Raw genomic sequence first — 20360 nt, 5'->3', positions numbered from 1 at the left:
GAAAAAAAGGCCAGCATCTGCTGGCCTTTTTGTTGTTCCCCCGGTTTTACATGACCAGATCGGTTTTGAAGCCGATCCGGACGGCGCCCCAGTGGCGGCCATCGATGATGATCGGCATCGACAGATCGTTCAGGATTTCCCCGGTATCCCGCACATAGGTCTGGAAGAGCGAGGGCTTCTGGTTGCGTGCCAGCTTGAGGCCGACCGGGTCGTTGAAGATGCGCTTATGGCGGCATTTCACCAGGTCGACCGCCGGATCGCCGCTCGGTGCGTTGGAAAAGACACTGTTGTGCGCCGGCGCGTAGCCGTTGTGATCGACCGACAGCGAATAGGTCAGGCCCGGCAGTTCCTGAAGCAGCGCGTCATACAGGCGGGTCAGTTCGCTATCGCACTGATTGTCGTAGGCCGTGGTGTAGCGCTTCGGATTGGAGCCCGGAATTTCCTTGTAGGCCTGATCGAAGATATTCGTGCCACGGGACTGCAGTGTCTTCAGGATGGCCGTGACGCGATCGCGGAACGACTCGCACTTGTCGTGCAGGTCATCGAACTTGCTGTTGCCTGTGCGGAAGTCGGCCAGGGTGCATTGCAGGTCTTCCGTCGATTCGCGCAGGGTTTTTGCGGAGCCGAGGCATTGCTGCATGCGGCCGGAAATCTCGATCGAGTGGTCGCGGATTTCCTCGACCTCACGGTGAATCGCCTGATTGCTCTCGCTCAGGTTGTGAATGGCGTCGGAAATGGTGGTCAGTTGGTCCGTGGTTCGGCGGAAATCGCCCACCATGGTATTCAGATCGGTCGCCGAGGTCTCGATGTACTGATTGGCCAGGGTGACTTCGCCGACGATGGTTTCAGTCTTGTTGGCCGTATCTGCCACGAGATTGATCATCGACTGGGTGTTTTGCTGAATCACCTGGGTCGCGGTCTTGACCTTCTCGGCCAGCTTGCGGACTTCGTCAGCGACCACCGCAAACCCGCGGCCGGCTTCGCCCGCTCGGGCCGCTTCGATGGCCGCATTGAGTGCCAGCAGGTTGGTCTGGTCGGAAATGTCGTTGATCAGCGAAACGATCTCGTTGATCTTCATCGAGTTGCCGTGCAGTTCCTGCACCGTGCCCGAAAAATGCTCGATGTGCTGGTTGGTGCTGCGCATCGTCTCGGCCACCGTCTGCATCTGGGTCAGCGAGCGCTGGGCGAGATCGAGGTTGTTCTGGGTCGAGGTCCGGATGGCATCCGAATTCTGCGCCACTTCGGCGACGGCCAGATTGACGCGGTTGCTGGAATCGAAAATATCGGCAGCCAGGGACTCCTGACGTCGTACGGCATCACCGGTTTGCTGCACCAGGAAGTTCATGCGGGCGGCATCGGCGGCAATGCTGACGCTGCGCTCGCGGGCGTGCGTGATGAGGCTCCGCACGCGGCCGAAGAAACGGTTGAGATTGCTGGAAATACGGCCTGCCGGATCTTGTCCGGGCAGGCCGATATTATGGGAAAGATCGGCCTGCCCGTCGGCGATGGCCGCGATGTCACGGTCGATCTTGTCCAGCGTCTTGTTATTTCCGAACAACCCCATTTATGCCTCCTCTGCTATTTTGGTGGGGGTGCGCGGCCGGCGGTTGCCGGCGACTAGCTAGCGCGTTGCCTTGCTGCCAATCGGCCGAGCAGGAAGCCCTTGATCTCGTGAAAGGGGATCGGCTTGCCAAACACCGTGATGTCCGACGGCAGGCCCTTTTTCACAATTTCATCGTGGTCGATGGCACTAACGACAATAATATCCATTTTTGCCAGATCAGGGTTGGCGCGCAACTGTCGGATCATTTCGAAGCCGTCCATGCCCGGCATCATCAGGTCAACGATCATGATGTCCGGCGGATTTTGGCCGACCTGAACGAGACCTTCGAAACCATTGCCGACAATCCGGAGGCGGATCGGCAGGTTCCAGGTTTCGACCGTAACGCGATAAAGCGTCTGCAGGGTGGGGTCGTCTTCGGCGATCATCAGTTCGAGCGGCGCATTGCTGTCAGCTGCGCTCGGTGCCTGATTGCGGCGTTTGGCCAGCATGGCCTCGACGGAGGCCACGGGAATCCGGCGGTGTCCGCCCGCCGTTTTCCAGGCCTCGAGCACACCGTTCTCGACCATGTTCTGGACGGTGCCCAAGGAGACACCCAGGCGGATGGCGGCCTGGCGTGTGCTGAGGTATTCGGTATCAGCCATGGAAATGCATTCAGAATTACAAAAGTGCCAAATTTTAGCGCGACTTGGGCTTCATCGGCGCGTAAAAAATAGTAAATAAAAAACCCCGGCGCTTGGCGGGCCGGGGTCTTGGCGCTGCGCCCCCTTGCGGGGCAGCGAATTACAGCTTCTTGGCGTTCTTGGCCAGGTAGGCGGCGACACCTTCCGTCGAGGCAACCATGCCCGGCTTGCCCTTGTTCCAGCCGGCCGGACAGACTTCGCCGTGCTCTTCGAAGAATTGCAGGGCATCGACCATGCGCAGCATTTCGTCGATGTTGCGGCCCAGCGGCAGCATGTTGACGACCTGGTGCATGACCACGCCGTTCTTGTCGATCAGGAAGGAACCGCGCAGGGCGACGCCGGCAGCTTCGAGTTCGACGTCGTAGGCACGGCAGATGTCGTGCTTGATGTCAGCGACCAGCGGGTAGCCGACCTGGCCGATGCCGCCTTCCTTAACCGGGGTGTTTTTCCAGGCCAGGTGGGTGAATTGGGAGTCGATGGAGACGCCGATGACTTCGACGCCGCGCTGCTTGAACTCTTCCAGGCGGTGATCGAAGGCGATCAGTTCGGACGGGCAGACGAAGGTGAAGTCGAGCGGGTAGAAGAAGAGAACGACCGGCTTGCCACGGAAATCGGAGAGCTTCAGCTCCTTGATTTCGTTGTTGCCATAGACGGCGGTGGCGGTGAAGTCGGGGGCTTGCTTGCCGACGAGAACGGCCATATGAATCTCCTTGGGTAGAGTTTTGGTTTCAGGTTGGGGTAAAGGACCAATTTAACCAAGCGGGGTACGGCTGTCAAACACGCTTCGGCCTTTCCGGACTTGCCCCGGCGGGCTGACATGCTGGCATAATCGAAAGCTCCTATATAAAGAGATGGGTTCCTTGATGAACCTGCGGAGGGGTAGGCTGTGCTGAAGGCCTTGGTCTTCATGCCTGTGCTGGGGGCGGCGTTGCTCGCCGTGTTGCCGGCGGTTCGCGCCCGCGCGTTGCGTGGGGTGGCGCTCGTCATGTCCACGCTGATTCTGGCTTATGCAGCCTGGCTGGGCGTGCAATTTGATCCTGCCGGGCCCGCGTTCCAGATGGTGGAGAGCCGTGCCTGGAATGTGCGTCTGGGATCGTACTTCGCGCTCGGGGTGGATGGCATTTCCGTGCTGATGCTGGCGTTGACCGCCGGACTCACCTGGATCGTCGTGCTGATTTCTGCCCGTTCGGGTTACGGCGGCAAGTTGTACCTGTGTCTTGTCTTCCTGCTCGAATCGGCCATGTTCGGCGTCTTTTCGGCGCGGGACTGGTCCCTGTTTTACGTCTTCTGGGAAGCGACGCTGATTCCCCTCTTTTTCCTGATCGACCGGCTGGGGGGAGAAAACCGTCAGCGTGCGGCGCTCAATTTCTTTCTCTATACCCTGGGCGGTTCGGTGTTCATGCTGGTCGCCCTGCTGTTCCTGTATGACGCGGCGCCGGGGCACAGCTTTGCCATGGCCGACATGGCCGAAGGGGGGCGAGGCTTGGCAACCGGCATGCAGGTCCTGATCTTCGCCGGACTTTTTTTGGGTTTCGGGGTCAAGATGCCGGTCGTGCCCCTGCACGGCTGGTTGCCGCTGGCGCACGTCGAGGCGCCCAGCCCGGTCTCCATCCTGCTCTCCGGGGTGTTGCTCAAAATGGGGGCCTATGGCCTGATCCGGGCGGCCGAGACCCTGCCGGCGGCCATGCTCGCCTTGCAGCCGGGGCTGGCGGCGCTGGGTCTGATCAGCCTGCTCTATGGCGCGATGCTGGCCTGGCGCCAGCAGGATCTGAAGGCGATGGTCGCCTATTCCTCGATTTCCCATATGGGGCTGGTGTTGCTGGGGATTGCCACGCTCGATCCGAACGGCTTGCGTGGCGCGGTCCTGCAGATGGTGGCGCATGGTTTGACGGCAGCGCTGCTCTTCCTGCTGGTGGGCTTGCTGTATCAGCGTACGCACAGCCGCGATCTGGCCGATTGTCCGCCGTTGGCAGCGGACGCGCCGCGCCTGGCGGGCGCCCTGGCCTTTGCTTTCGTGGCGGCCCTGGGGATACCGGGGAGTGCCGGGTTCTTTGCCGAGTGGCAGGTGCTGCTGGCGGTCTGGACGCGTTGGTCGGGCTGGGTGGTCTTGCTCGGGGTGGCCCTGCTGATTGCGGCCGCCTACAGTGTGCGGGTCATCGGACAGGTGTGGCGGCCCGGTAGCGGCAGTGGCGTCCCGGATTTGTCGTCTTCGGAGCGGCTCGGTGTCGGCGTCTTGGTCCTGGCCATCGTCGGGCTCGGGGTGTGGCCGAATGGCGTCCTGAATTTGATGGCGCCGGCGCTGCAGGCGCTCGCGGCGGCGTGGCAGGGGTAAGCGATGTCGGCGCACGGAACGAACTTTGCCGATCACGTTGCCCACTGGGTCGCGCATCTCGCGCATGTGCTGCCGGCCCAGGCGCCGATCCGCGATTTCGTGCATCACAACACCCTGCACGGTTTCCAGCATTTGCCTTTTCCCGACGCGCTGGCGGCCGCGCAGGCGCTGACCGGGGCTCGGCCCTACTGGCCCGAACAGCGTTTTCGCGAGGCCCATGCGGCGGGACGCATCACCGATGCCGATCTGGATGTGGCGCTCTGCGAAGCCGGCATCGCCGATCTCGATCAGCCGGTTGTTGGTGGACTCGCTCGCCGGCAGATCCTGCTGGCGAGTTTGAAAGCCTGGTCACCGGCGCCGCCACCGCAGCATCTGGCCTGGCTGAAACAGGAAACCGGCTCGGCCGAGGCGCCGGTTTTTGCGCATTTTGCACGGTTGACCGTCGGTGAGCCCGCCGCGGATTGGCGCGAGGTGGCCCAGGCGCGCTGTCGGGGATTGTTCGATGATCCGGCGGGGGCGCCTTCCTTGCGCAGTGTGCTGCATGCCCTGACCGGCGTCGATGTGCTGGAGAGGGTGCGTCAGACCTTGCAGCGCCATCTCGCCGCCCACCTCGACCTCGGACTGGCCGCCTGGCGCAACCCGGCGCGTGAGGCCGGTTTTTATGCTGCCTGGCGGGCGTCGGCAGGCATGGATTTGCGCTGGGAACTCGATGAGCAGCACACCCTGCGCGAAGAAATCCTGCATTTGCCCGACGATCCGCTCGCCCTGCTCAGCGAGGAACTGGCCCGCGTTTTGCCCGATCCGGCGCAGGCGTACACTTACCTGGCCCGACTGGCGCTCGAGTTACCGGGCTGGTCCGGCATGTTCCTCTGGCGTGCCGATCATCCGGGCCGGGGTGATGCGACTCCGGTGGCGATGGTCGATTACCTGGCCGTTCGCCTGCTGCTGGAGCGCCTGATCTGCGAAGACCTGACGCGCCACCTGGTCGGTTATCCGATGGGGCTGGCCGATCTGGCAGCCTATTTCAACGCGCATCTGGCCGAATGCCATGTGCGCCTGATGCACGCGCGCGGCGAAGGCGGTGAGGCCTGGCTGGCCGAGGCCGCCGCTGCCATGGCGGGGGACGCCGACGATGCGCTGTGGCAGCGACTTGCCGCGTCCGCACAATTGCCACTGGCCGATCCCGAAGGGCGGGCCTGGCAACTGACGCAGTGCTGGGGCGCGCTGGGAGATGCCGCGCCGCCGGACGTGAGCACGCTGACGCCCGCGATGGCCGATGCACTCTACCGTACCGCAGACAGCCTGAGCGCGCTGCAACGCGGTGAATGCTGGTTGCTGGCCTATGAGCACCATTACCGTGAGCACGTGTTTGCTGCGCTGGCTGCCAACCGGAAGCGCAGCCCGGCGGCCCCGGAACCGGCCTGCTCGGCTCAGGTCGTGCTGTGCATGGATGACCGCGAAGAAGGCACGCGGCGCCATCTCGAAGAAATCGCTCCGGACATCCAGACCTTCGGGGCGGCCGGATTTTTCGGGGTGCCGATGTATTGGCAGGGCCTCGACGATGCGGCGCCGACCGCCTTGTGTCCGGTGGTGGTGACACCGCAGCATCAGGTTAACGAAGTGGCTGCGGCCTCGGTGCCGCCGGCCCGTCGGGCGGCGCATGTGCGTCGGCGGACGGCGCGTTTGCGCTGGCGCGAGCGCCTGTATCAGGCCACGCGTCTGCAGCCCCTGGCCGGAAGCCTGCTCGCCAATCTGGCCGCCGTGCCGGCCCTGTTCGGCCTGGCAGCAGGGCTCTTTGCGCCGGCCGGGAGCGGGGAGGTCAAGCGACGCTGGCGTGAGGCCTGGGATGGCAAACTCGACACCTGCCTCGCGCTCGATGCGTCGGCGCCGGCCGCTGCGGGCGTGCAGGCCGGTTTTACCCTCGCCGAGCAGGTCGACCGTGTGGCGGCCTTCCTGCGCACCATCGGCCTGACCTCGGCGTTCGCGCCACTGGTGCTGATGCTCGGCCACGGTTCGCACAGCCAGAACAATCCGCATGCCTCGGCCTACGATTGCGGCGCCTGCTCCGGGCGGCACGGCGGGCCCAATGCCCGCGCCTTCGCCCAGATGGCCAATCAGCCCGCCGTGCGGGCCGGTCTGGCTGCGCGCGGTATCCACATTCCCGAATCCTGCTGGTTTGTCGCCGCCCAGCACGACACCTGCGACGACAGCATCACCTGGTATGACCTGGCACAGGTGCCGGCTGTCTGGCAGGCCGCCCTGGATCGTTTGGTCGCGCAACTCGCCGAAGCGTGCCGGGCGCACGCGGTCGAGCGCTGCCGGCGGCTCGCCTCGGCGCCGCCGCGCCCGACCCCTTGGCGGGCCTTGCGCCATGTGCAGGGGCGGGCCGAAGACTTGTCGCAGGCACGGCCGGAACTCGGACATGCCACCAATGCGGCGGCCTTCATTGGCCGGCGCAGCATGAGCCGGGGGCTCTTCCTCGATCGCCGGGTATTCCTGATTTCCTACGATCCGACCCAGGACGAGGATGGCCGCATTGTCGAAAACATCCTGCTGGCGGCGGGGCCGGTGGGGGCCGGGATTTCGCTCGAATACTATTTCTCGACCGTGGATAACGCGCGTTTCGGCTGCGGTTCCAAGGTCACGCATAACCTGACCGGCGCCTTCGGCGTGATGGACGGGGGCGAATCCGACCTGCGGACCGGCCTGCCGTTGCAGATGGTCGAAATTCACGAACCGATGCGCCTGCTGGTGGTGGTCGAGCAGCAGACCGCGCGCCTGACAGAGATATTGGGGCGCCAGCCGGCTCTGCAGGAACTGGTCGGCAATGCCTGGATCATTTTGGCCGCGCAGGACCCGTCGACCGGCGGGCTGGCCCGCTATTGCCCGCGGCGCGGCTGGCTGCCCTGGTCCGGGCGGGCGGTCCTGCCGCAGGTGGCGCGCTCGCGCGACTGGTTTGCCGGTGAATCCGGGCCGCTGCCGCCGGCCTTGCTGCTGGGAGCGCATCCATGAAAGCACTGTGGCTTCATCTGGTCGATCTGGCCTGGCTGGCGCCCTTGCTGCCCTTGCTGGTCAGCGCGTACGCCGGCATCGCCCTGCTGGCCGGCAGGCGGCGTGATGATGCCTGCGAGGGGCCGCTGGCGGGGCTGATGGTCTGGGGGATGGGGGCGGCCAGTGCTCTGCTGGCCGCACTCCTGGCAGGCGCGCTGCGCTGGGGCTGGCCGGAGACTGTCCCCGGGCCGCTCTGGCTGGCGGCCGGCGACTGGTCGGTCCGCCTGAGTTTTCTGCTCGATGCGCTCTCCCTGCCGGTGGCGCTGCTGGTGGCCGTGTCCGGGGGGCTTGTGGCGCGCTTTTCTCAGCACTACCTGCATCGGGAAAGCGGCTATCACCGCTTCTTCATGCTGCTGGGCGTCTTCCTCGGCGGCATGCAACTCCTGGTGCTGGCCGGCAATGCCTTGCTCACCTTTGTCGGGTGGGAGTTGTGCGGGATCGCTTCCTTCCTGCTCATCGGCTACGCCTGGCAGCGTCCGGTGGCAACCGGGCACGCGTTGTTCGCGTTCGTCACCAACCGGATCGGCGACACCGCCTTGTTGTTCGGATTGGGCCTGGCCGTGGCCTGGGTGGGCAGCGTGGCCTGGGCCGATTTGCTCGCGCCCGGGCAATTGAGCCGGGTCGATGCCCGCATCCTGGCCTTGGGCTTTGTCCTGGCAGCGTTGGTCAAATCGGCCCAGTTGCCGTTTACGCCGTGGCTGGCGCGCGCCATCGAGGGGCCGACGCCGTCCTCTGCCATTTTTTATGGTGCGATTCTCGTGCATGCCGGGGTCTTTCTGCTGCTGCGCCTGTTTCCCTTGCTCGTGCAGGTGCCGGATCTGCTGCTTGCCCTGGTCATGGTCGGGGCGCTGACGGCGGCGTATGCCTGGCTGGTCGGGCTGGTGCAGACCGACATCAAATCCTCCCTCATTTTCGCCACGGTCTTCCAGGTCGGGCTCATGGTGCTGAGCATCGGTCTGGGCTGGACGACGCTGGCGACCGTGCATTTGTGCCTGCATGCCGCCTGGCGCCTCGGGCATTTCCTGCGTTCGCCGTCCTGGTTGCAGGTGGTCTCGTCACGACCGGCGGCGCCGCCCGCCTGGCTGGCGCGCCAGCAGTGGCTGTATACCGCCGCCCTGCAGCGCGGCTGGCTGGATCGGCTGGCCGAAATTCTGCTCCTGCTGCCGACCCTCGGCTTTGCCCAGGATATCCGTCGCCTCGAAAGCCGTTTCATCGACCGGATGATCGGTGAGGTCGGGCAGGGCAAGGCGATTGCGCCGGGGCGTCCGCTGGTCACGGCGGATGGCGTGCCCGGCCGGACCCTGGCGGCGCTGTCCGCGCTGTGCCAGCGGCTGGAGGATCGCTTGCTGTTGCGCGGACGCGGCGGGCTGGCGGAGCAGGCCCTGCGCCAGTTGGGGGCTTACCTGCGGACGCTGGAAGGGCTGCTGGAACAGCCGCGTTATCTGATGATGGCCGTGATGGCCACCTTTGTGGTGATCCTCTGATGGGCTTCAGTGAACTCTACTGGTTCGAGCAGGCGCGCCTGCCCTGGCTGTTGTGCCTGCAAGTCCTGCCTGTGCTCGGGGCCGGGGTCGTGCTGGCGCTGGGCGAGCGCGCAGCGGCCGTCATCGTCGGCAAACTGGTGGCGCTCCTGGAACTGGCGCTGGCGGCCCATGTGGCCTGGTATCTGGATGGGCGCTCGCCGGCCTTTCAGTTTGCCGAATGGTGGGCGCCGCTGGCCTATCACGTCGGGGTGGATGGGATTGCCGTTGTGTTTGTGCTGGCGGCGGCGCTGCTCACCTTCCTGATGACGCTCTATGGCATGAGCCGCGGCATGATTTCGCCGGGCCGCCTGTTTGCCGTGCTGCTGCTGGCCGAGGCCGGCCTGATCGGCATGCTGGTGACGCTCAATATCGCCTGGTTTGCCGCCTATTCCGCACTGGAATTGTGGGCGGTGGTCTATCTGCTGCGTCGCTGGGCCTCCTCGCGGGCCGAAGTGCAGGCACTGGCCCGTTTCATCCAGTACCAGGGCTTCGGCTGGCTGTTGTTCGTGGCCGGTTGCGTGGTACTCGGCTGGGGCTTTGCCGATGCCCATGGCGGGCGCTGGAGTTTCGATCTCTTCGATTTGCGCGGCACGCTGCCGCCGGGCCGGTTTCAGACGGCTGCCTTCTACCTGCTGTTTTACGGGCTGGCTGTCCGGACGCCGCTTTTTCCCCTGCATGGCTGGTTGCCCAACATGGCCCAGCACGGCCTGATCGCCGTGGCACCCGCCCTGATGGTGGGGGTCAAGGTCGGCATTTTCGGCATGCTGCGTTTTGTCCTGCCGCTCACGCCAGAGGCCGTCCTGGCCTGGCAGCCGTATGTCGTGGGTTTTGCCATGGCCGGGGTCTTTTTTACCGCGGCCCTCGCTGTGCAGCAGCGCAATCTGCGCCGCCTGCTCGCCTTTGCCGTGGTCAGCCATACCAGCCTGCTGGTGATCGGACTGTTCAGCCTGCATGCGGCGGGGATTCAGGGCGCGGTGCTGCTCTCGGCCAACTTTGGCCTGGCCGTGACCGGGATGTGGTTTGTTGTCGGTTTTGTGTTCCGCCGCACCGGTACCACCGAACTGGGAGAACTGTCCGGCCTGTTCGAGCGCATTCCCTTCCTGGCCATCGCCTTCCTGATCTTCGGTCTGGCCATTGTCGGCATGCCCGGTACACCGGGCTTCGATGCCGCCCATTTGGTGCTTGAAGCGGCCATCGACCAGTTTGGCGCCCTGTCGACGGTGGCCACGGCGCTCGGCAACGTGGCGGCAGCCGGCTTTCTGCTGTGGGCTTTTCAGCGTGCCTTCCTGTCGCCATCAAGCGACGGACACGATGTGGATCGCACCTTGCCAATGGAGTATCTGGTCTGCGGGATCGCCCTGCTGGCGCTGCTGCTCACCGGCTTTCTCGCGGAGCCCTGGCTGCAATTGACCGAGGCGGCCAGCGAGGCCGCAGCGGCGAGGTTTGCGCGATGAGTTTGCCCTGGTTGTCCATTCTGTTTCTCGGTCCCTTGCTCGCGGCGCTGCTGGTGGCGCTGGCGCCGGTGCGCTGGGCGCGCTGGCTCGCTGCGGCGAGCATGGGCGGCAGCTTGCTGGCCGCGGGGGCGGCCTTGCTCGCCTTTGTGCCGGCCGGGGCGCGCTTCCAGCTCATCGAGCGCATGCCTTGGGTGCCGATGCTGGGCATCGATTACTTTCTGGCGGTCGACGGCCTGTCCGTGCTGTTTTTGCCGGCCACGGCCTTGCTCTTCCTCGGTACGCTGGTGGTGGGGTGGCGGCAGCCCGGGCTGCGCGATGGGCGCGGGGTGGCGGTCAGCCTGCTGGCGCTGCAGTCGATCACCGTGGGCGTGTTCTGCGCCATGGATCTCGTGCTCTTTTTCCTGTGCTGGGAATTGAGCATCCTGCCGGTCTATGCCCTGCTCTGTCAGGCTGGCGTGACAGCCGGGGCGCGGGCGGCGGCGACGCGTTACGCCTTACTCATGCTGGGCGGCGGTTTCCCGCTGTTGCTGGCCATCGTGATCCTGATCGGGGGGGCGCCGGCCGGGGCGGCCGATCTGCCGAGCCTGCTTGCCGAACCGCTGCCGCTGGGCCGCCAATACCTGATCCTCGGGCTGGGTCTGCTGGCCTTTGGCCTGAAAGTACCGCTGGTGCCGCTGCATACCTGGCTGCCGCCGATTGCCCTGGCCGGGCCGGGCGGGCTGACGGCGCTGCTGGTCGGCTTGAAGATCGGCGCGTATGGCCTGATCCGCTTTGCCCTGCCGCTGGCGCCCCAGGCGGCGGCGGATGCCTACTGGCTGCTGGCGGGCCTGGGCACGGTGAGCGTGATTTATGGGGCAGTGGGCATGCTGGCGCAGAGCAATCTGCGCGTTGCCATGGCCTACAGCAGCATCAGCCACGTCGGTCTGGTCGTGCTTGGGGTGGCTTCCCTGACGGTCGACGGTGTTTTGGGGGGCATTTCCCTGCTGCTCAATTTCGCGCTGGCGACGGGGGGGAGTTTTCTGCTGCTGGCCTGTCTGCATCAGCGTACCGGTTCGACCGATGTGGCGGCACTCGGCGGCATTGTTCAACGGGCCCCCTGGCTGGCAGCCGGGGTGCTGTTCTGCGGGCTGGCCGGGATCGGCCTGCCGCTGACCAGCGGCTTTCACGGCGAATGGATGCTCATTGCCGCCACCCTCGGTCGCCATACCGGGGCCGGCATGGCCGCCTTGTTCGGGCTGGCGATTGGTGCCTCCGCGTTTGTGGCGCTGTATCGGCAGGCGTTTTGGGGTGAGGTGCGGACTGCGCCGGTTGCCCCGATGCAGGATCTGACCGGACGCGAACGTGCCGTGCTGTGGAGCCTGTTTGGCCTGATCCTGGTGATCGGCCTCTATCCGGCGCCCTGGCTGGATATCGTGCGGCCGGCCGCACAGGCCTGGGCGGCGGGGTTTGGGCGTTGAAGCGGGGCGTTGGGGCGGGGCGCTTTGCCCCGCGTCGATCATCAGGCCTTGCGGACGAATTCCGTTTTCAGTTGCATCGCGCCAAAGCCGTCGATCTTGCAATCGATGTCGTGATCGCCGTCGATCAGGCGGATGTTCTTGACCTTGGTGCCGACCTTCACCACTGAAGACGAGCCCTTGATTTTCAGGTCCTTGATCACGGTGACGCTGTCGCCGTCCTGCAGCACGTTGCCGTTGGCGTCCTTCCAGACACGGACTTCCTCGACGCTTTCAGCCGCTTTGGCCGGCCATTCATGGGCGCATTCCGGGCAGATCAGCATCTCGCCGTCGGCATAGGTGAATTCGGAGGCGCATTGCGGGCACGGGGGCAGTTGGCTCATGTCAGGCTTTCATCAAAGTTCATCGCCGCCCAGCAGGTCGGGCAGCAGGGCGCGTGCGCGTTGGCACGCCGTCAGGAAGTCCGGGCAGACGTTGGCCTCGCCCAGATGGTCCAGGAAGCCGGCGCGCCGCAGGAGCGAGCCGGGTTGTGCGTTGAGGCCGCAGAGTAGCAGGGTGCAGCCACGCATGTGCAGTTTTTCGCGCAGGTTTTCCAGGCCTTCGAGGCCGGTGGTGTCGAGCTGCACGAGCCGGGTGACATCGAGGATGACGACCTCGGGGTGACCGGCGCGCGGGTCGAGCAGGTCTTCCAGTTTGTTGACCGCGCCAAAGAACAGCGAGCCGAAGACTTCCCAGGCGGCCACGCGCAGGCTGCCATCCGGGTATTGGCAGCGGGGCTCGTCGGCCAGTTCCGGCAGGGTGCGGCGCTCGATGCGGGTGAGTTCGGACATGCGGTAGATGAAGAACAGGCAGGCCAGCACCATGCCCAGCTCGACGGCAATGGTCAGGTCGAAAACCACGGTCACGAAGAAGGTCGCGAGCAGGATGATCCGGTAGTTGTAGGAGTAACGGCGCAGTTCGCGGAATTCGTGCCATTCTCCCATGTTGACCGCGACCACCATGACGATGGCCGAGAGGGCGGCGAGCGGCACGTAGGCAGCGAGCGGTGCGGCCACCAGCACGATGCTGAGCAGGATGAGCGCATGGATGATCCCGGCAATCGGCGTGCGGCCGCCGGTGCGCACGTTGGTGGTCGTGCGGGCGATGGCGCCTGTTGCCGCAAAACCGCCGAAGAGCGGGGCGGCCAGATTGGCCAGGCCCTGGGCGATCAGCTCCTGGTTCGGGTCGTGACGATCATCGATCTGGCTGTCGGCCACGCGGGCCGAGAGCAGCGATTCGATGGCGCCGAGCAGGGCAATGGTCAGCGCCGGCGAAATCAGCTTGCCGAAATCGTGGATCGAGAGCGGTGGCAGCCCGATTGGCGGGACTTCCTGCGGAATGCCGTTGAAGCGGCTGCCGATGGTTTCGACGGGCAAATCGAGCAGGGCCGCCAGCACGGTGCCGCCCACGAGCACGACGAGCGGGCCGGGCGCCCGGCGCAGGAGTGCGATCCGTTGGGCCAGCCGGTTGTAGGAGAGCAGGACGGCGAGGCAGGCGGTCGACAGGCCCAGGGTGGGCAAATCCACGGTGTGAGCATGGGCGGCCAAGGTCTTCAGGCGGAGGAAAAACTCGGCGGGCAGGGTGTCGATTTTGAGGCCGAAAAAGTCTTTCAGCTGCGCCAGGAAAATCACCACGGCGATGCCGTTCGTGAAGCCGATGACCACGGTGACCGGAATGAAGCGAATCAACTGGCCCATCCGGGCAATCCCCATGGCGAGCAGCATCACGCCGGCCAGCATGGTGGCCCCGAGCAGGTTGCCGAAGCCGTGGGCGGCCACGATGCCATAGACGATGGGAATGAAGGCGCCGGTCGGGCCGCCGATCTGGACGCGGGAACCCCCCAGGGCCGAGGTGATCAGGCCGGCGATGATGGCCGTCCAGATTCCCGCGCTCGGCGAGCAACCAGAGGCGATGGCGAAGGCCATGGCGAGCGGGAGGGCGAGAACGCCGACCGTGATCCCCGCCGCGAGATCCTTGCCAAACTGCGCACGCGTGTAGTCGGGCAGGCAATCGAGCAACTTCGGGCGGAAGGCGATCTTCATGGCAGAGGCTCAGCAGGTGAAGCGGAGCATTGTATGAGCACCTGCTTATCTGTCAATGTTAATCATATGTTAATATGATGCAATAAAGATAATCACGGAGGTCTTATGGAGAACCGCACTGCCCGCTTGACCTTGCTGATCGATCCCCGCAAGAAAAAGCTGTTTGAGGAAATTTGTGCCGCCAACGACCTGACGCCGTCACAGGTCGTGCGGCGTCTGGTTCGTCAGTACATCATCGAGCACGCCGATGGGCGTGACTTGCCGGAGTGGCTGAAGCCCGGCGCGGCCAAGGAGTAATCAGGCGGCAGGCGGCTCGTCCTCGCGCTGAGCGGGCACCTGGCCGCGGGCGCGGAGCAGGGCGTCGTACTTGGCCTGCATTTCTGGTGCCTGCTTGGCCAGTTCGCGCAGGATGCGTCCGACGGCCCAGATCATGACCGCGACGCCACCGGCAATACTGACCACGGCTTCCGCCATTGATCCGGGGAAGCTTTCGATCAACGCGCCCTTGCCAATCGCAAACCAGCTGGCCCCCAAGGCCACGCAGGTCAGGCCAAAAATATCGATCAGGCCGAACAGGAAAATCGCGCCGGTCAGGCGGGGGCGGGGGGCGGTCAACGGGTTCTGGAGCATGGCGGTGGCTATAATGCGCGGATTGCGCATTTTGCCTTAAGGAACGCTCCGATGCCCAAGAATTCCCGTCTCCTGCCGCTGCTTGCCGTTCTCTGTGCCGCCGGATTGGCCCACGCCGAGATCAAGGTGGGGGTGATTGCCTCCTCAACCGGTCCCACCGCCGTGGTCGGCATTCCGCAAAAGAATACCGTCGCCCTGCTGCCGACCGAGATTGCCGGCCAGAAAATCGAATACATCGTCCTCGACGATGCCTCCGATCCGACCAATGCCGTGACCGGTGTGAAGAAACTGCTCACCGAACACAAGGTGGATGCCCTGATCGGGCCGACCACGACGCCTGCTGCGCTGGCCATGCTTGATTTCGTCGCCGAGTCGAAAACGCCGCTGCTGACTACTGTCGGCTCCGCCGCCATCGTGCAGCCCATGGACGAGAAGAAACGCTGGGTGTTCAAGACGACCCAGAACGACGACCTGATCGCCGATGCGGTGATCGCCCACATGCTGGCCAATGGCGTGAAGACGGTGGGTTTCGTCGGTTTCAACGATCCCTACGGTGAGAACTGGTTCAAGGTTTTCTCGACGCTTGCTGACAAGGCGGGCATCTCCCTGGTGGCCAATGAACGCTACAACCGCACCGATCAATCCGTGACCGGTCAGGTCCTGAAGCTCATTTCGGCCCGCCCGGATGCTGTGTTCATCGCTGCCACCGGTGGCCCTGCCGTGCTGCCGCAAGCCGGCCTGCTCGATAAAGGCTACAAGGGCAAGGTTTATCAGACGCACGGCGTGGCGACTAATGACTTCATCCGCCTGGGCGGCAAGGCTGTCGAAGGCACCCTGATGGCGGGCGGCCCGATGCTGGTGGCCGATGACCTGCCGGCGGGCAACCCGATCAAGGCTATGGCGCTGGGTTACATCAAGGCCTACGAGGCGAAGTATGGCGCCGGCAGCACCTCGACCTTCGGCGCCAACACCTGGGATGCTGGCCTGCTGCTGCAAAAGGCGGTGCCGGCCGCACTCAAGAAGGCCAAGCCGGGAACGCCGGAGTTCCGCAGTGCACTGCGCGAGAGTCTGGAGGGGGCCAAGGAAGTGGTGGGGGCTCAAGGGGTCTTCAACATGACCGCCCAAAACCACAACGGCATGGATCAGCGTGCCCGCGTGATGATGACCGTGAAGGGGGGCAAATGGCTGCCGCTCAAGGACTGATCCGCGCTGTCACGGGCGCGCTGCTGGCGCTGGGCCTGCTCGCGCCGGTGCACGCCGAGCCTGCCGCAACCCAGGCCCTGCCGGTGGTCGAAATCCACATGCCGTCGCCGTGTCTGGCCTGCATCGATTGGGGCGCCTATCTCGCAGATAACGGCTTCAAGGTGGTTTACAAGGAAAGCACCGACATGGCCGCCGTGAAAAAGCGCCTCAAGGTACCGGCCGCCGTGCAATCTGCGCACACGGCCGTGGTCGGCGGCTATTTCGTCGAAGGCCATGCCTACGCCGAGGACATCCACGAACTGCTGCGTGACCGCCCGAAGGCGCGTGGCATCGCCGTGCCGGGCCTGCCCATCGGTGCCCCGGGGCGGGAGTATTCCAACCCGACCTGCGAAACCGCCTGCACCACCCTCGATCTCACCTCCGGCGAGCGTCCGCCCAAGCGTGAGCTCTTCGACACCCTGCTCGTCCTGCCCAACGGCAAGACCAAAACCTGGGCCCGTCACTAGGTTGACCGTCGGGCCGGCCAGGGCTGGCCCGACATCCTGCAGCACCCGTGCTGCGTCAGCGCTGCCGGATCGACGTCGTCTTTAGCCCAGCCCCAGTTCCCCATACATCGCCATTGCCCAGCGCAGATCGTCATCGTCCGGCTGCGGATTGTGGCGTTGCGTCACCTGCTGCTGGATCAGGCCGTCGCCGCGGCGGCGGTAGCGGGTGTCGATGCGCAGCATTTCGAGCGGCGTGGCGCGCTGGATGATCTGGCAGGTGCTGTCCGGCAGTTCAGCGGGCGTCGCGTGGCCCTTGATCCGGGCACTGATGTGATCGGCTGCAACATGTCCTTGGCGGGTGGCCATCTGGCCGGTTTTGGGGTAGGCGCCGAAGAGTGGCGAGATGCGCCCGACTTGATCGCCGATCAGGAAGATCCGCTCATCGTCCGGCCATTGCAGACTGTCCGGATTGACCTTGGCCCAGCCATCCCGGTCACAGAAACCGCTTTCCTGGCTCAATCGGGCAGCCCGCTGGGGCGGCATCAGGATGGCCTGCTTGTAATCCACCGTGTCGAATTCCGTGCTGACGCGTTGCCGGCCGGGGTCGATCTGGCGAATCGCGGCTTGCGGGACATAGGTGATCATGTGCCGGTAGGTATCGCGAAAGACGCGCTCGAAAGCCGGCATGGGCGGGTTGGGGTCGAGGATGACGAGGTGGGCGTTGGTCTGCGTGCGGCTCAGCCAGTCAGCCAGCAGTACCGCCCGCTCGTAGGGCGCAGGGGGGCAGCGGTAGGGCGCGGGGGGCAGGTTCATGAGCAGCGTGCCGCCCGTGAAGCGGGCCAGCGCGGTTTTTAGCGCCTGCAGGCTGGTCAGGCCGGTGAAACCGCTGGGTGAGGTCTGGCGCATCTGTTCGGTGGTGGCTGTGTCCTGCCCGATCCAGGGGCTGAAGTCTTCCTCGATGCCGGCCGCGACGATCAGCCAGTCATAGTTCAGACGGGTGCTGCCCAGATGAACGCGGCGCCGGGTGGGGTCGATGCCTGCCACGCGCGCCTGCAGGAAGCGGTAGCCCTGGCGGGCGGCAATCTGCGTGTAGTCCTGCTGCATCAGCGTCGCGGGCGGTAGCCCGACCAGCCAGCGATTGGAGAGCGGCAGGCTGGTGAAGGCCGGATTGGCGTCAATGAGCAGCACCTCGGCGTCCGGCTGCTGCTGGCGCAGGCGTCGGGCGGCGGCGAGGCCGCCCCAGCCGCCGCCGATCACGACAATGCGCGGCGCAGCAGGCTGGGCGCGCACCAGGCCAGGCAGGGCCAGGCTGCTCAAGAGGCCGGTGAGGAGTCGGCGACGGGTGGCGGCCGCCGTGTCAAGGGGGCGGAGGTGTGGTTTATGCACAGAAACGGAGCGTCTTTTCGAGGAATGTCAAGGGCGATTCAGTGGGGCCTGCCCTAAAGATGTGCATAGTTTAATTTCATTAAAAATCAATGCTTTATGATCTGGCTCAAGTTTTGGGCAGGGTAAGAAAAATCCTTTGTGGTCCGTGACTTAGCGTTTGCGCCCCCGCTGAATTCACAGACTTATCCACAGGTTTTGTGGATAGATGGCAAACCCTGATTCGGGAAGGGGGATTGGGGCCTGTCTTTAAAGTGTCACTTTAAGTTCATGTGCGGGTGCACAAAAGAAAACAGCCCGCGCGACACGCTGTCGGGCGGGCTGTTTTGGGCGTGGGGTGCGTCGCTTACTTGACGCGCATCCCCGGCTGCGCGCCGCTGTCCGGCGAGAGCAGGAAGATGCCCGGGGTCTTGCCGTCCGGGTCGGAAGCGGCCATGACCATGCCTTCGGACATCCCGAACTTCATCTTGCGCGGGGCCAGGTTGGCGACCATCACGGTCAGGCGGCCGATCAGCTGGGCCGGATCGTAGGCGGCCTTGATGCCGGCGAAGACATTGCGCGTCTTCTCTTCGCCGATGTCCAGGGTCAGGCGCACCAGCTTGTCAGCGCCTTCGACGTGTTCGGCGTTGGCGATCAAGGCGATGCGCAGGTCGACCTTCATGAAGTCATCGATGCTGCACAGGCCGTCGGCGACCGGGGCGGCTTCCTTCTTGGCGGGGGTTTCAGCCTTGGCAGCGGTTTTGGCCGCCTGTTTGGCGTCGACCGCCGGGGCCTCGGTGGCCGGGGCGAGCGACTGCTTGTTGGCCTCGATCAGTTTCTCGATCTGCTTCGGATCGACGCGGGTCATCAGGTGGTTGTAAGCGTTGATCGCGTGGCCGGCGGCGAGCAGGGTCTGGCTGTCGGCCCAGGTCAGCGGCGCGATGTTCATGAAGGCTTCGATCTTTTCGGCGACGGCCGGCAGGATCGGCTTCAGGAGCACGGTGAGCAGGCGGAACAGGTTGAGCGCGTTGGAGCAGGCGGCGTGCAGTTCGGCGTCCTTGCCTTCCTGCTTGGCCAGTTCCCACGGCTTGACGCTATCGACGTACTGGTTGGCACCGTCGGTCAGGGCCATGATTTCGCGGATCGCCTTGCCGAATTCGCGGGCCTCGTACAGCTCGGCAATACGCGGGGCCGCCTCGCGGATGGCGCGGCTGGCCGGCAGGGATTCATCGGCCGGGGCCAGCTGGCCGTTGAAGCGCTTGGCGATGAAGCCGGCCGAGCGGCTGGCGATATTGACGTATTTGCCGACCAGATCGGAATTGACGCGGGCGGTGAAGTCATCGAAGGAGAGGTCGATGTCTTCCATGGTCGCCGACAGCTTGGCGGCGAAGTAGTAGCGCAGCCATTCCGGGTTGAGGCCGTTGTCGATGAAGCTCTGCGCGGTGATGAAGGTGCCGCGCGATTTCGACATCTTGGCGCCGTCGACCGTCAGGAAGCCGTGCGCGAAGATCTTGCTCGGCGTGCGGAAGCCGGCGTGTTCCAGCTCGGCCGGCCAGAACAGCGCGTGGAAATAGAGGATGTCCTTGCCGATGAAGTGATACAGCTCGGTGGTCGAATCCTTCTTGAAGAACTCGTCGAAATCGAGGCCCTTCTGGGCGCACAGGTTCTTGAACGAGCCCATGTAGCCGATCGGTGCATCGAGCCAGACGTAGAAGTACTTGCCCGGCGCATCCGGAATCTCGAAGCCGAAGTAGGGCGCATCGCGCGAGATGTCCCAGTCGGTCAGCTTGTTGTCGCCCGGCTCGCCCAGCCATTCCTGCATCTTGTTGGCGGCCTCGGCCTGCAGCACGCCGCTGCTGGTGTACTGACGCAGGAAGCTTTCGCAACGCGGGTCGGAGAGCTTGAAGAAATAATGGTCGGAATTGCGCAGTTCCGGCTTGGCACCAGAGACGGCGGAGAAGGGCTCGATCAGGTCGGTCGGCGCATAGGCGGCACCGCAGACCTCGCAGTTGTCGCCGTACTGGTCCTTGGCGTGGCACTTCGGGCACTCGCCCTTGATGAAGCGATCCGGCAGGAACATCTGCTTGACCGGGTCGTAATACTGCTCGATGGTGCGCACCTCGATCAGCCCGGCCGCCTTGAGCTTGCCGTAGATGTCGTTGGCGCAGGCGCGGGTTTCCGGTGAATGGGTGCTGTAGTAATTGTCGAAGCCGACGTGGAAGCTGGAGAAGTCGCGGAAGTGCTCGCCATGCACGCGCTCGATCAGCTGTTCCGGGGTGATGCCTTCCTTCTCGGCGCGCAGCATGATCGGCGTGCCGTGCGTGTCGTCGGCGCAGACGTACCAGCATTCGTTGCCGGACATCTTCTGGTAGCGGACCCAGATATCGGTCTGGATGTACTCGACCAGGTGGCCGAGGTGGATCGCGCCGTTGGCGTAGGGCAGGGCGGACGTGACGAGAATCTTGCGCGGCATGGGCAGGGTCTTGCGAAAAGATGAAAGGGCTGATTTTACCGCGAGCCGGGGCCCTGCGCCGAGTTTGA

16 protein-coding genes are annotated in these 20360 nt (G+C 64.7%); 8 read left to right on the top strand and 8 right to left on the bottom strand.

The annotated features are described in order from the left end of the window. Positions 1-46: 46 nt before the first annotated feature. The 3 genes from AACO21_RS07070 to AACO21_RS07060 all read right to left on the bottom strand — a co-directional run bounded on the left by AACO21_RS07070 (position 47) and on the right by AACO21_RS07060 (position 2944). A complete protein-coding gene (locus AACO21_RS07070) occupies positions 47-1564 on the bottom strand; it encodes a methyl-accepting chemotaxis protein (protein WP_346191800.1) in 1518 nt (505 codons plus the stop codon). A 53-nt stretch (positions 1565-1617) separates the two neighbouring features. Next, positions 1618-2205 (bottom strand): response regulator, encoded by a 588-nt coding sequence (locus AACO21_RS07065; RefSeq protein WP_346191799.1) that lies wholly within the window; start codon positions 2203-2205, stop codon positions 1618-1620. A gap of 139 nt (positions 2206-2344) precedes the next feature. After that, positions 2345-2944 (bottom strand): peroxiredoxin, encoded by a 600-nt coding sequence (locus AACO21_RS07060; RefSeq protein WP_346191798.1) that lies wholly within the window; start codon positions 2942-2944, stop codon positions 2345-2347. 186 nt (positions 2945-3130) lie between these two features. On the opposite strand from AACO21_RS07060, the gene AACO21_RS07055 reads away from it, so the two are divergent. From AACO21_RS07055 to AACO21_RS07035, 5 genes are read left to right on the top strand one after another with little or no spacing between them, the layout of a single operon-like run. Further along, entirely contained in the window at positions 3131-4576 is a 1446-nt protein-coding gene (locus AACO21_RS07055; protein ID WP_346191797.1) for an NADH-quinone oxidoreductase subunit M, read from the top strand. A 3-nt stretch (positions 4577-4579) separates the two neighbouring features. After that, complete coding sequence (locus tag AACO21_RS07050; RefSeq protein ID WP_346191796.1) at positions 4580-7588, top strand: DUF2309 domain-containing protein; 3009 nt, start codon at positions 4580-4582, stop codon at positions 7586-7588. Next, complete coding sequence (locus AACO21_RS07045; RefSeq protein ID WP_346191795.1) at positions 7585-9111, top strand: proton-conducting transporter membrane subunit; 1527 nt, start codon at positions 7585-7587, stop codon at positions 9109-9111. The genes AACO21_RS07050 and AACO21_RS07045 overlap by 4 nt, the downstream gene beginning before the upstream one ends. Further along, positions 9111-10604 carry an NADH-quinone oxidoreductase subunit M gene (locus AACO21_RS07040; protein ID WP_346191794.1) on the top strand — a complete coding sequence of 498 codons (1494 nt, stop codon included), beginning with the start codon at positions 9111-9113 and terminating at the stop codon, positions 10602-10604. The genes AACO21_RS07045 and AACO21_RS07040 overlap by 1 nt, the downstream gene beginning before the upstream one ends. Next, on the top strand, positions 10601-12061 hold the full coding sequence (locus AACO21_RS07035) for an NADH-quinone oxidoreductase subunit M (protein ID WP_346191793.1): 1461 nt from the start codon (positions 10601-10603) through the stop codon (positions 12059-12061). The genes AACO21_RS07040 and AACO21_RS07035 overlap by 4 nt, the downstream gene beginning before the upstream one ends. 41 nt (positions 12062-12102) lie before the next feature. Here AACO21_RS07035 and AACO21_RS07030 read toward each other — a convergent pair whose 3' ends face one another. Next, positions 12103-12441, bottom strand: coding sequence for a zinc ribbon domain-containing protein YjdM (locus AACO21_RS07030; protein ID WP_346191792.1), 339 nt, complete (start codon positions 12439-12441; stop codon positions 12103-12105). A 12-nt stretch (positions 12442-12453) separates the two neighbouring features. After that, positions 12454-14139, bottom strand: a complete 1686-nt coding sequence (locus AACO21_RS07025) for a SulP family inorganic anion transporter (protein ID WP_346191791.1) — start codon at positions 14137-14139, stop codon at positions 12454-12456. Between the two features lie 105 nt (positions 14140-14244). On the opposite strand from AACO21_RS07025, the gene AACO21_RS07020 reads away from it, so the two are divergent. Beyond that, positions 14245-14436 (top strand): CopG family transcriptional regulator, encoded by a 192-nt coding sequence (locus AACO21_RS07020; protein ID WP_346191790.1) that lies wholly within the window; start codon positions 14245-14247, stop codon positions 14434-14436. Here AACO21_RS07020 and AACO21_RS07015 read toward each other — a convergent pair whose 3' ends face one another. Then, entirely contained in the window at positions 14437-14799 is a 363-nt protein-coding gene (locus AACO21_RS07015; protein ID WP_346191789.1) for a hypothetical protein, read from the bottom strand. It abuts the gene before it with no gap. Between the two features lie 21 nt (positions 14800-14820). Between AACO21_RS07015 and AACO21_RS07010 the strand changes: the two genes are divergently transcribed. Beyond that, the gene (locus AACO21_RS07010; protein WP_346191788.1) at positions 14821-15972 is read left to right on the top strand and encodes an ABC transporter substrate-binding protein; all 1152 of its coding nucleotides are present in this window, start codon (positions 14821-14823) and stop codon (positions 15970-15972) included. Further along, positions 15951-16478 (top strand): DUF411 domain-containing protein, encoded by a 528-nt coding sequence (locus AACO21_RS07005; protein WP_346191787.1) that lies wholly within the window; start codon positions 15951-15953, stop codon positions 16476-16478. Before AACO21_RS07010 ends, AACO21_RS07005 begins: the two co-directional genes overlap by 22 nt. 81 nt (positions 16479-16559) lie before the next feature. On the opposite strand, the gene AACO21_RS07000 is transcribed toward AACO21_RS07005, so the two are convergent. Next, positions 16560-17843: an FAD-dependent oxidoreductase gene (locus AACO21_RS07000; protein WP_346191786.1), complete on the bottom strand. Its 1284-nt coding sequence runs from the start codon at positions 17841-17843 to the stop codon at positions 16560-16562. A gap of 343 nt (positions 17844-18186) precedes the next feature. Then, positions 18187-20292: a methionine--tRNA ligase gene (gene metG, locus AACO21_RS06995; protein ID WP_346191785.1), complete on the bottom strand. Its 2106-nt coding sequence runs from the start codon at positions 20290-20292 to the stop codon at positions 18187-18189. Between the last annotated feature and the right edge of the window lie 68 nt (positions 20293-20360).

Origin of the sequence: Dechloromonas sp. ZS-1 (assembly GCF_039649255.1) — a bacterium.
Classification (GTDB): domain Bacteria; phylum Pseudomonadota; class Gammaproteobacteria; order Burkholderiales; family Rhodocyclaceae; genus Azonexus.
Note: the sequence above shows the minus strand (reverse complement) of the source record. Positions and strands in the feature narration are given on the sequence as shown.

Excerpts from the sequence above, each read along its gene's own strand:
- AACO21_RS07035 (WP_346191793.1), top strand. The coding sequence starts at position 10,601 with ATGAGTTTGCCCTGGTTGTCCATTCTGTTTCTCGGTCCCTTGCTCGCG.
- AACO21_RS07060 (WP_346191798.1), bottom strand. The coding sequence starts at position 2,944 with ATGGCCGTTCTCGTCGGCAAGCAAGCCCCCGACTTCACCGCCACCGCC.
- AACO21_RS07045 (WP_346191795.1), top strand. The coding sequence starts at position 7,585 with ATGAAAGCACTGTGGCTTCATCTGGTCGATCTGGCCTGGCTGGCGCCC.
- AACO21_RS07025 (WP_346191791.1), bottom strand. The coding sequence starts at position 14,139 with ATGAAGATCGCCTTCCGCCCGAAGTTGCTCGATTGCCTGCCCGACTAC.
- AACO21_RS07065 (WP_346191799.1), bottom strand. The coding sequence starts at position 2,205 with ATGGCTGATACCGAATACCTCAGCACACGCCAGGCCGCCATCCGCCTG.
- AACO21_RS07015 (WP_346191789.1), bottom strand. The coding sequence starts at position 14,799 with ATGCGCAATCCGCGCATTATAGCCACCGCCATGCTCCAGAACCCGTTG.
- AACO21_RS07070 (WP_346191800.1), bottom strand. The coding sequence starts at position 1,564 with ATGGGGTTGTTCGGAAATAACAAGACGCTGGACAAGATCGACCGTGAC.
- AACO21_RS07005 (WP_346191787.1), top strand. The coding sequence starts at position 15,951 with ATGGCTGCCGCTCAAGGACTGATCCGCGCTGTCACGGGCGCGCTGCTG.
- AACO21_RS07010 (WP_346191788.1), top strand. The coding sequence starts at position 14,821 with ATGCCCAAGAATTCCCGTCTCCTGCCGCTGCTTGCCGTTCTCTGTGCC.
- AACO21_RS07040 (WP_346191794.1), top strand. The coding sequence starts at position 9,111 with ATGGGCTTCAGTGAACTCTACTGGTTCGAGCAGGCGCGCCTGCCCTGG.
- AACO21_RS07020 (WP_346191790.1), top strand. The coding sequence starts at position 14,245 with ATGGAGAACCGCACTGCCCGCTTGACCTTGCTGATCGATCCCCGCAAG.
- metG (WP_346191785.1), bottom strand. The coding sequence starts at position 20,292 with ATGCCGCGCAAGATTCTCGTCACGTCCGCCCTGCCCTACGCCAACGGC.
- AACO21_RS07050 (WP_346191796.1), top strand. The coding sequence starts at position 4,580 with ATGTCGGCGCACGGAACGAACTTTGCCGATCACGTTGCCCACTGGGTC.
- AACO21_RS07030 (WP_346191792.1), bottom strand. The coding sequence starts at position 12,441 with ATGAGCCAACTGCCCCCGTGCCCGCAATGCGCCTCCGAATTCACCTAT.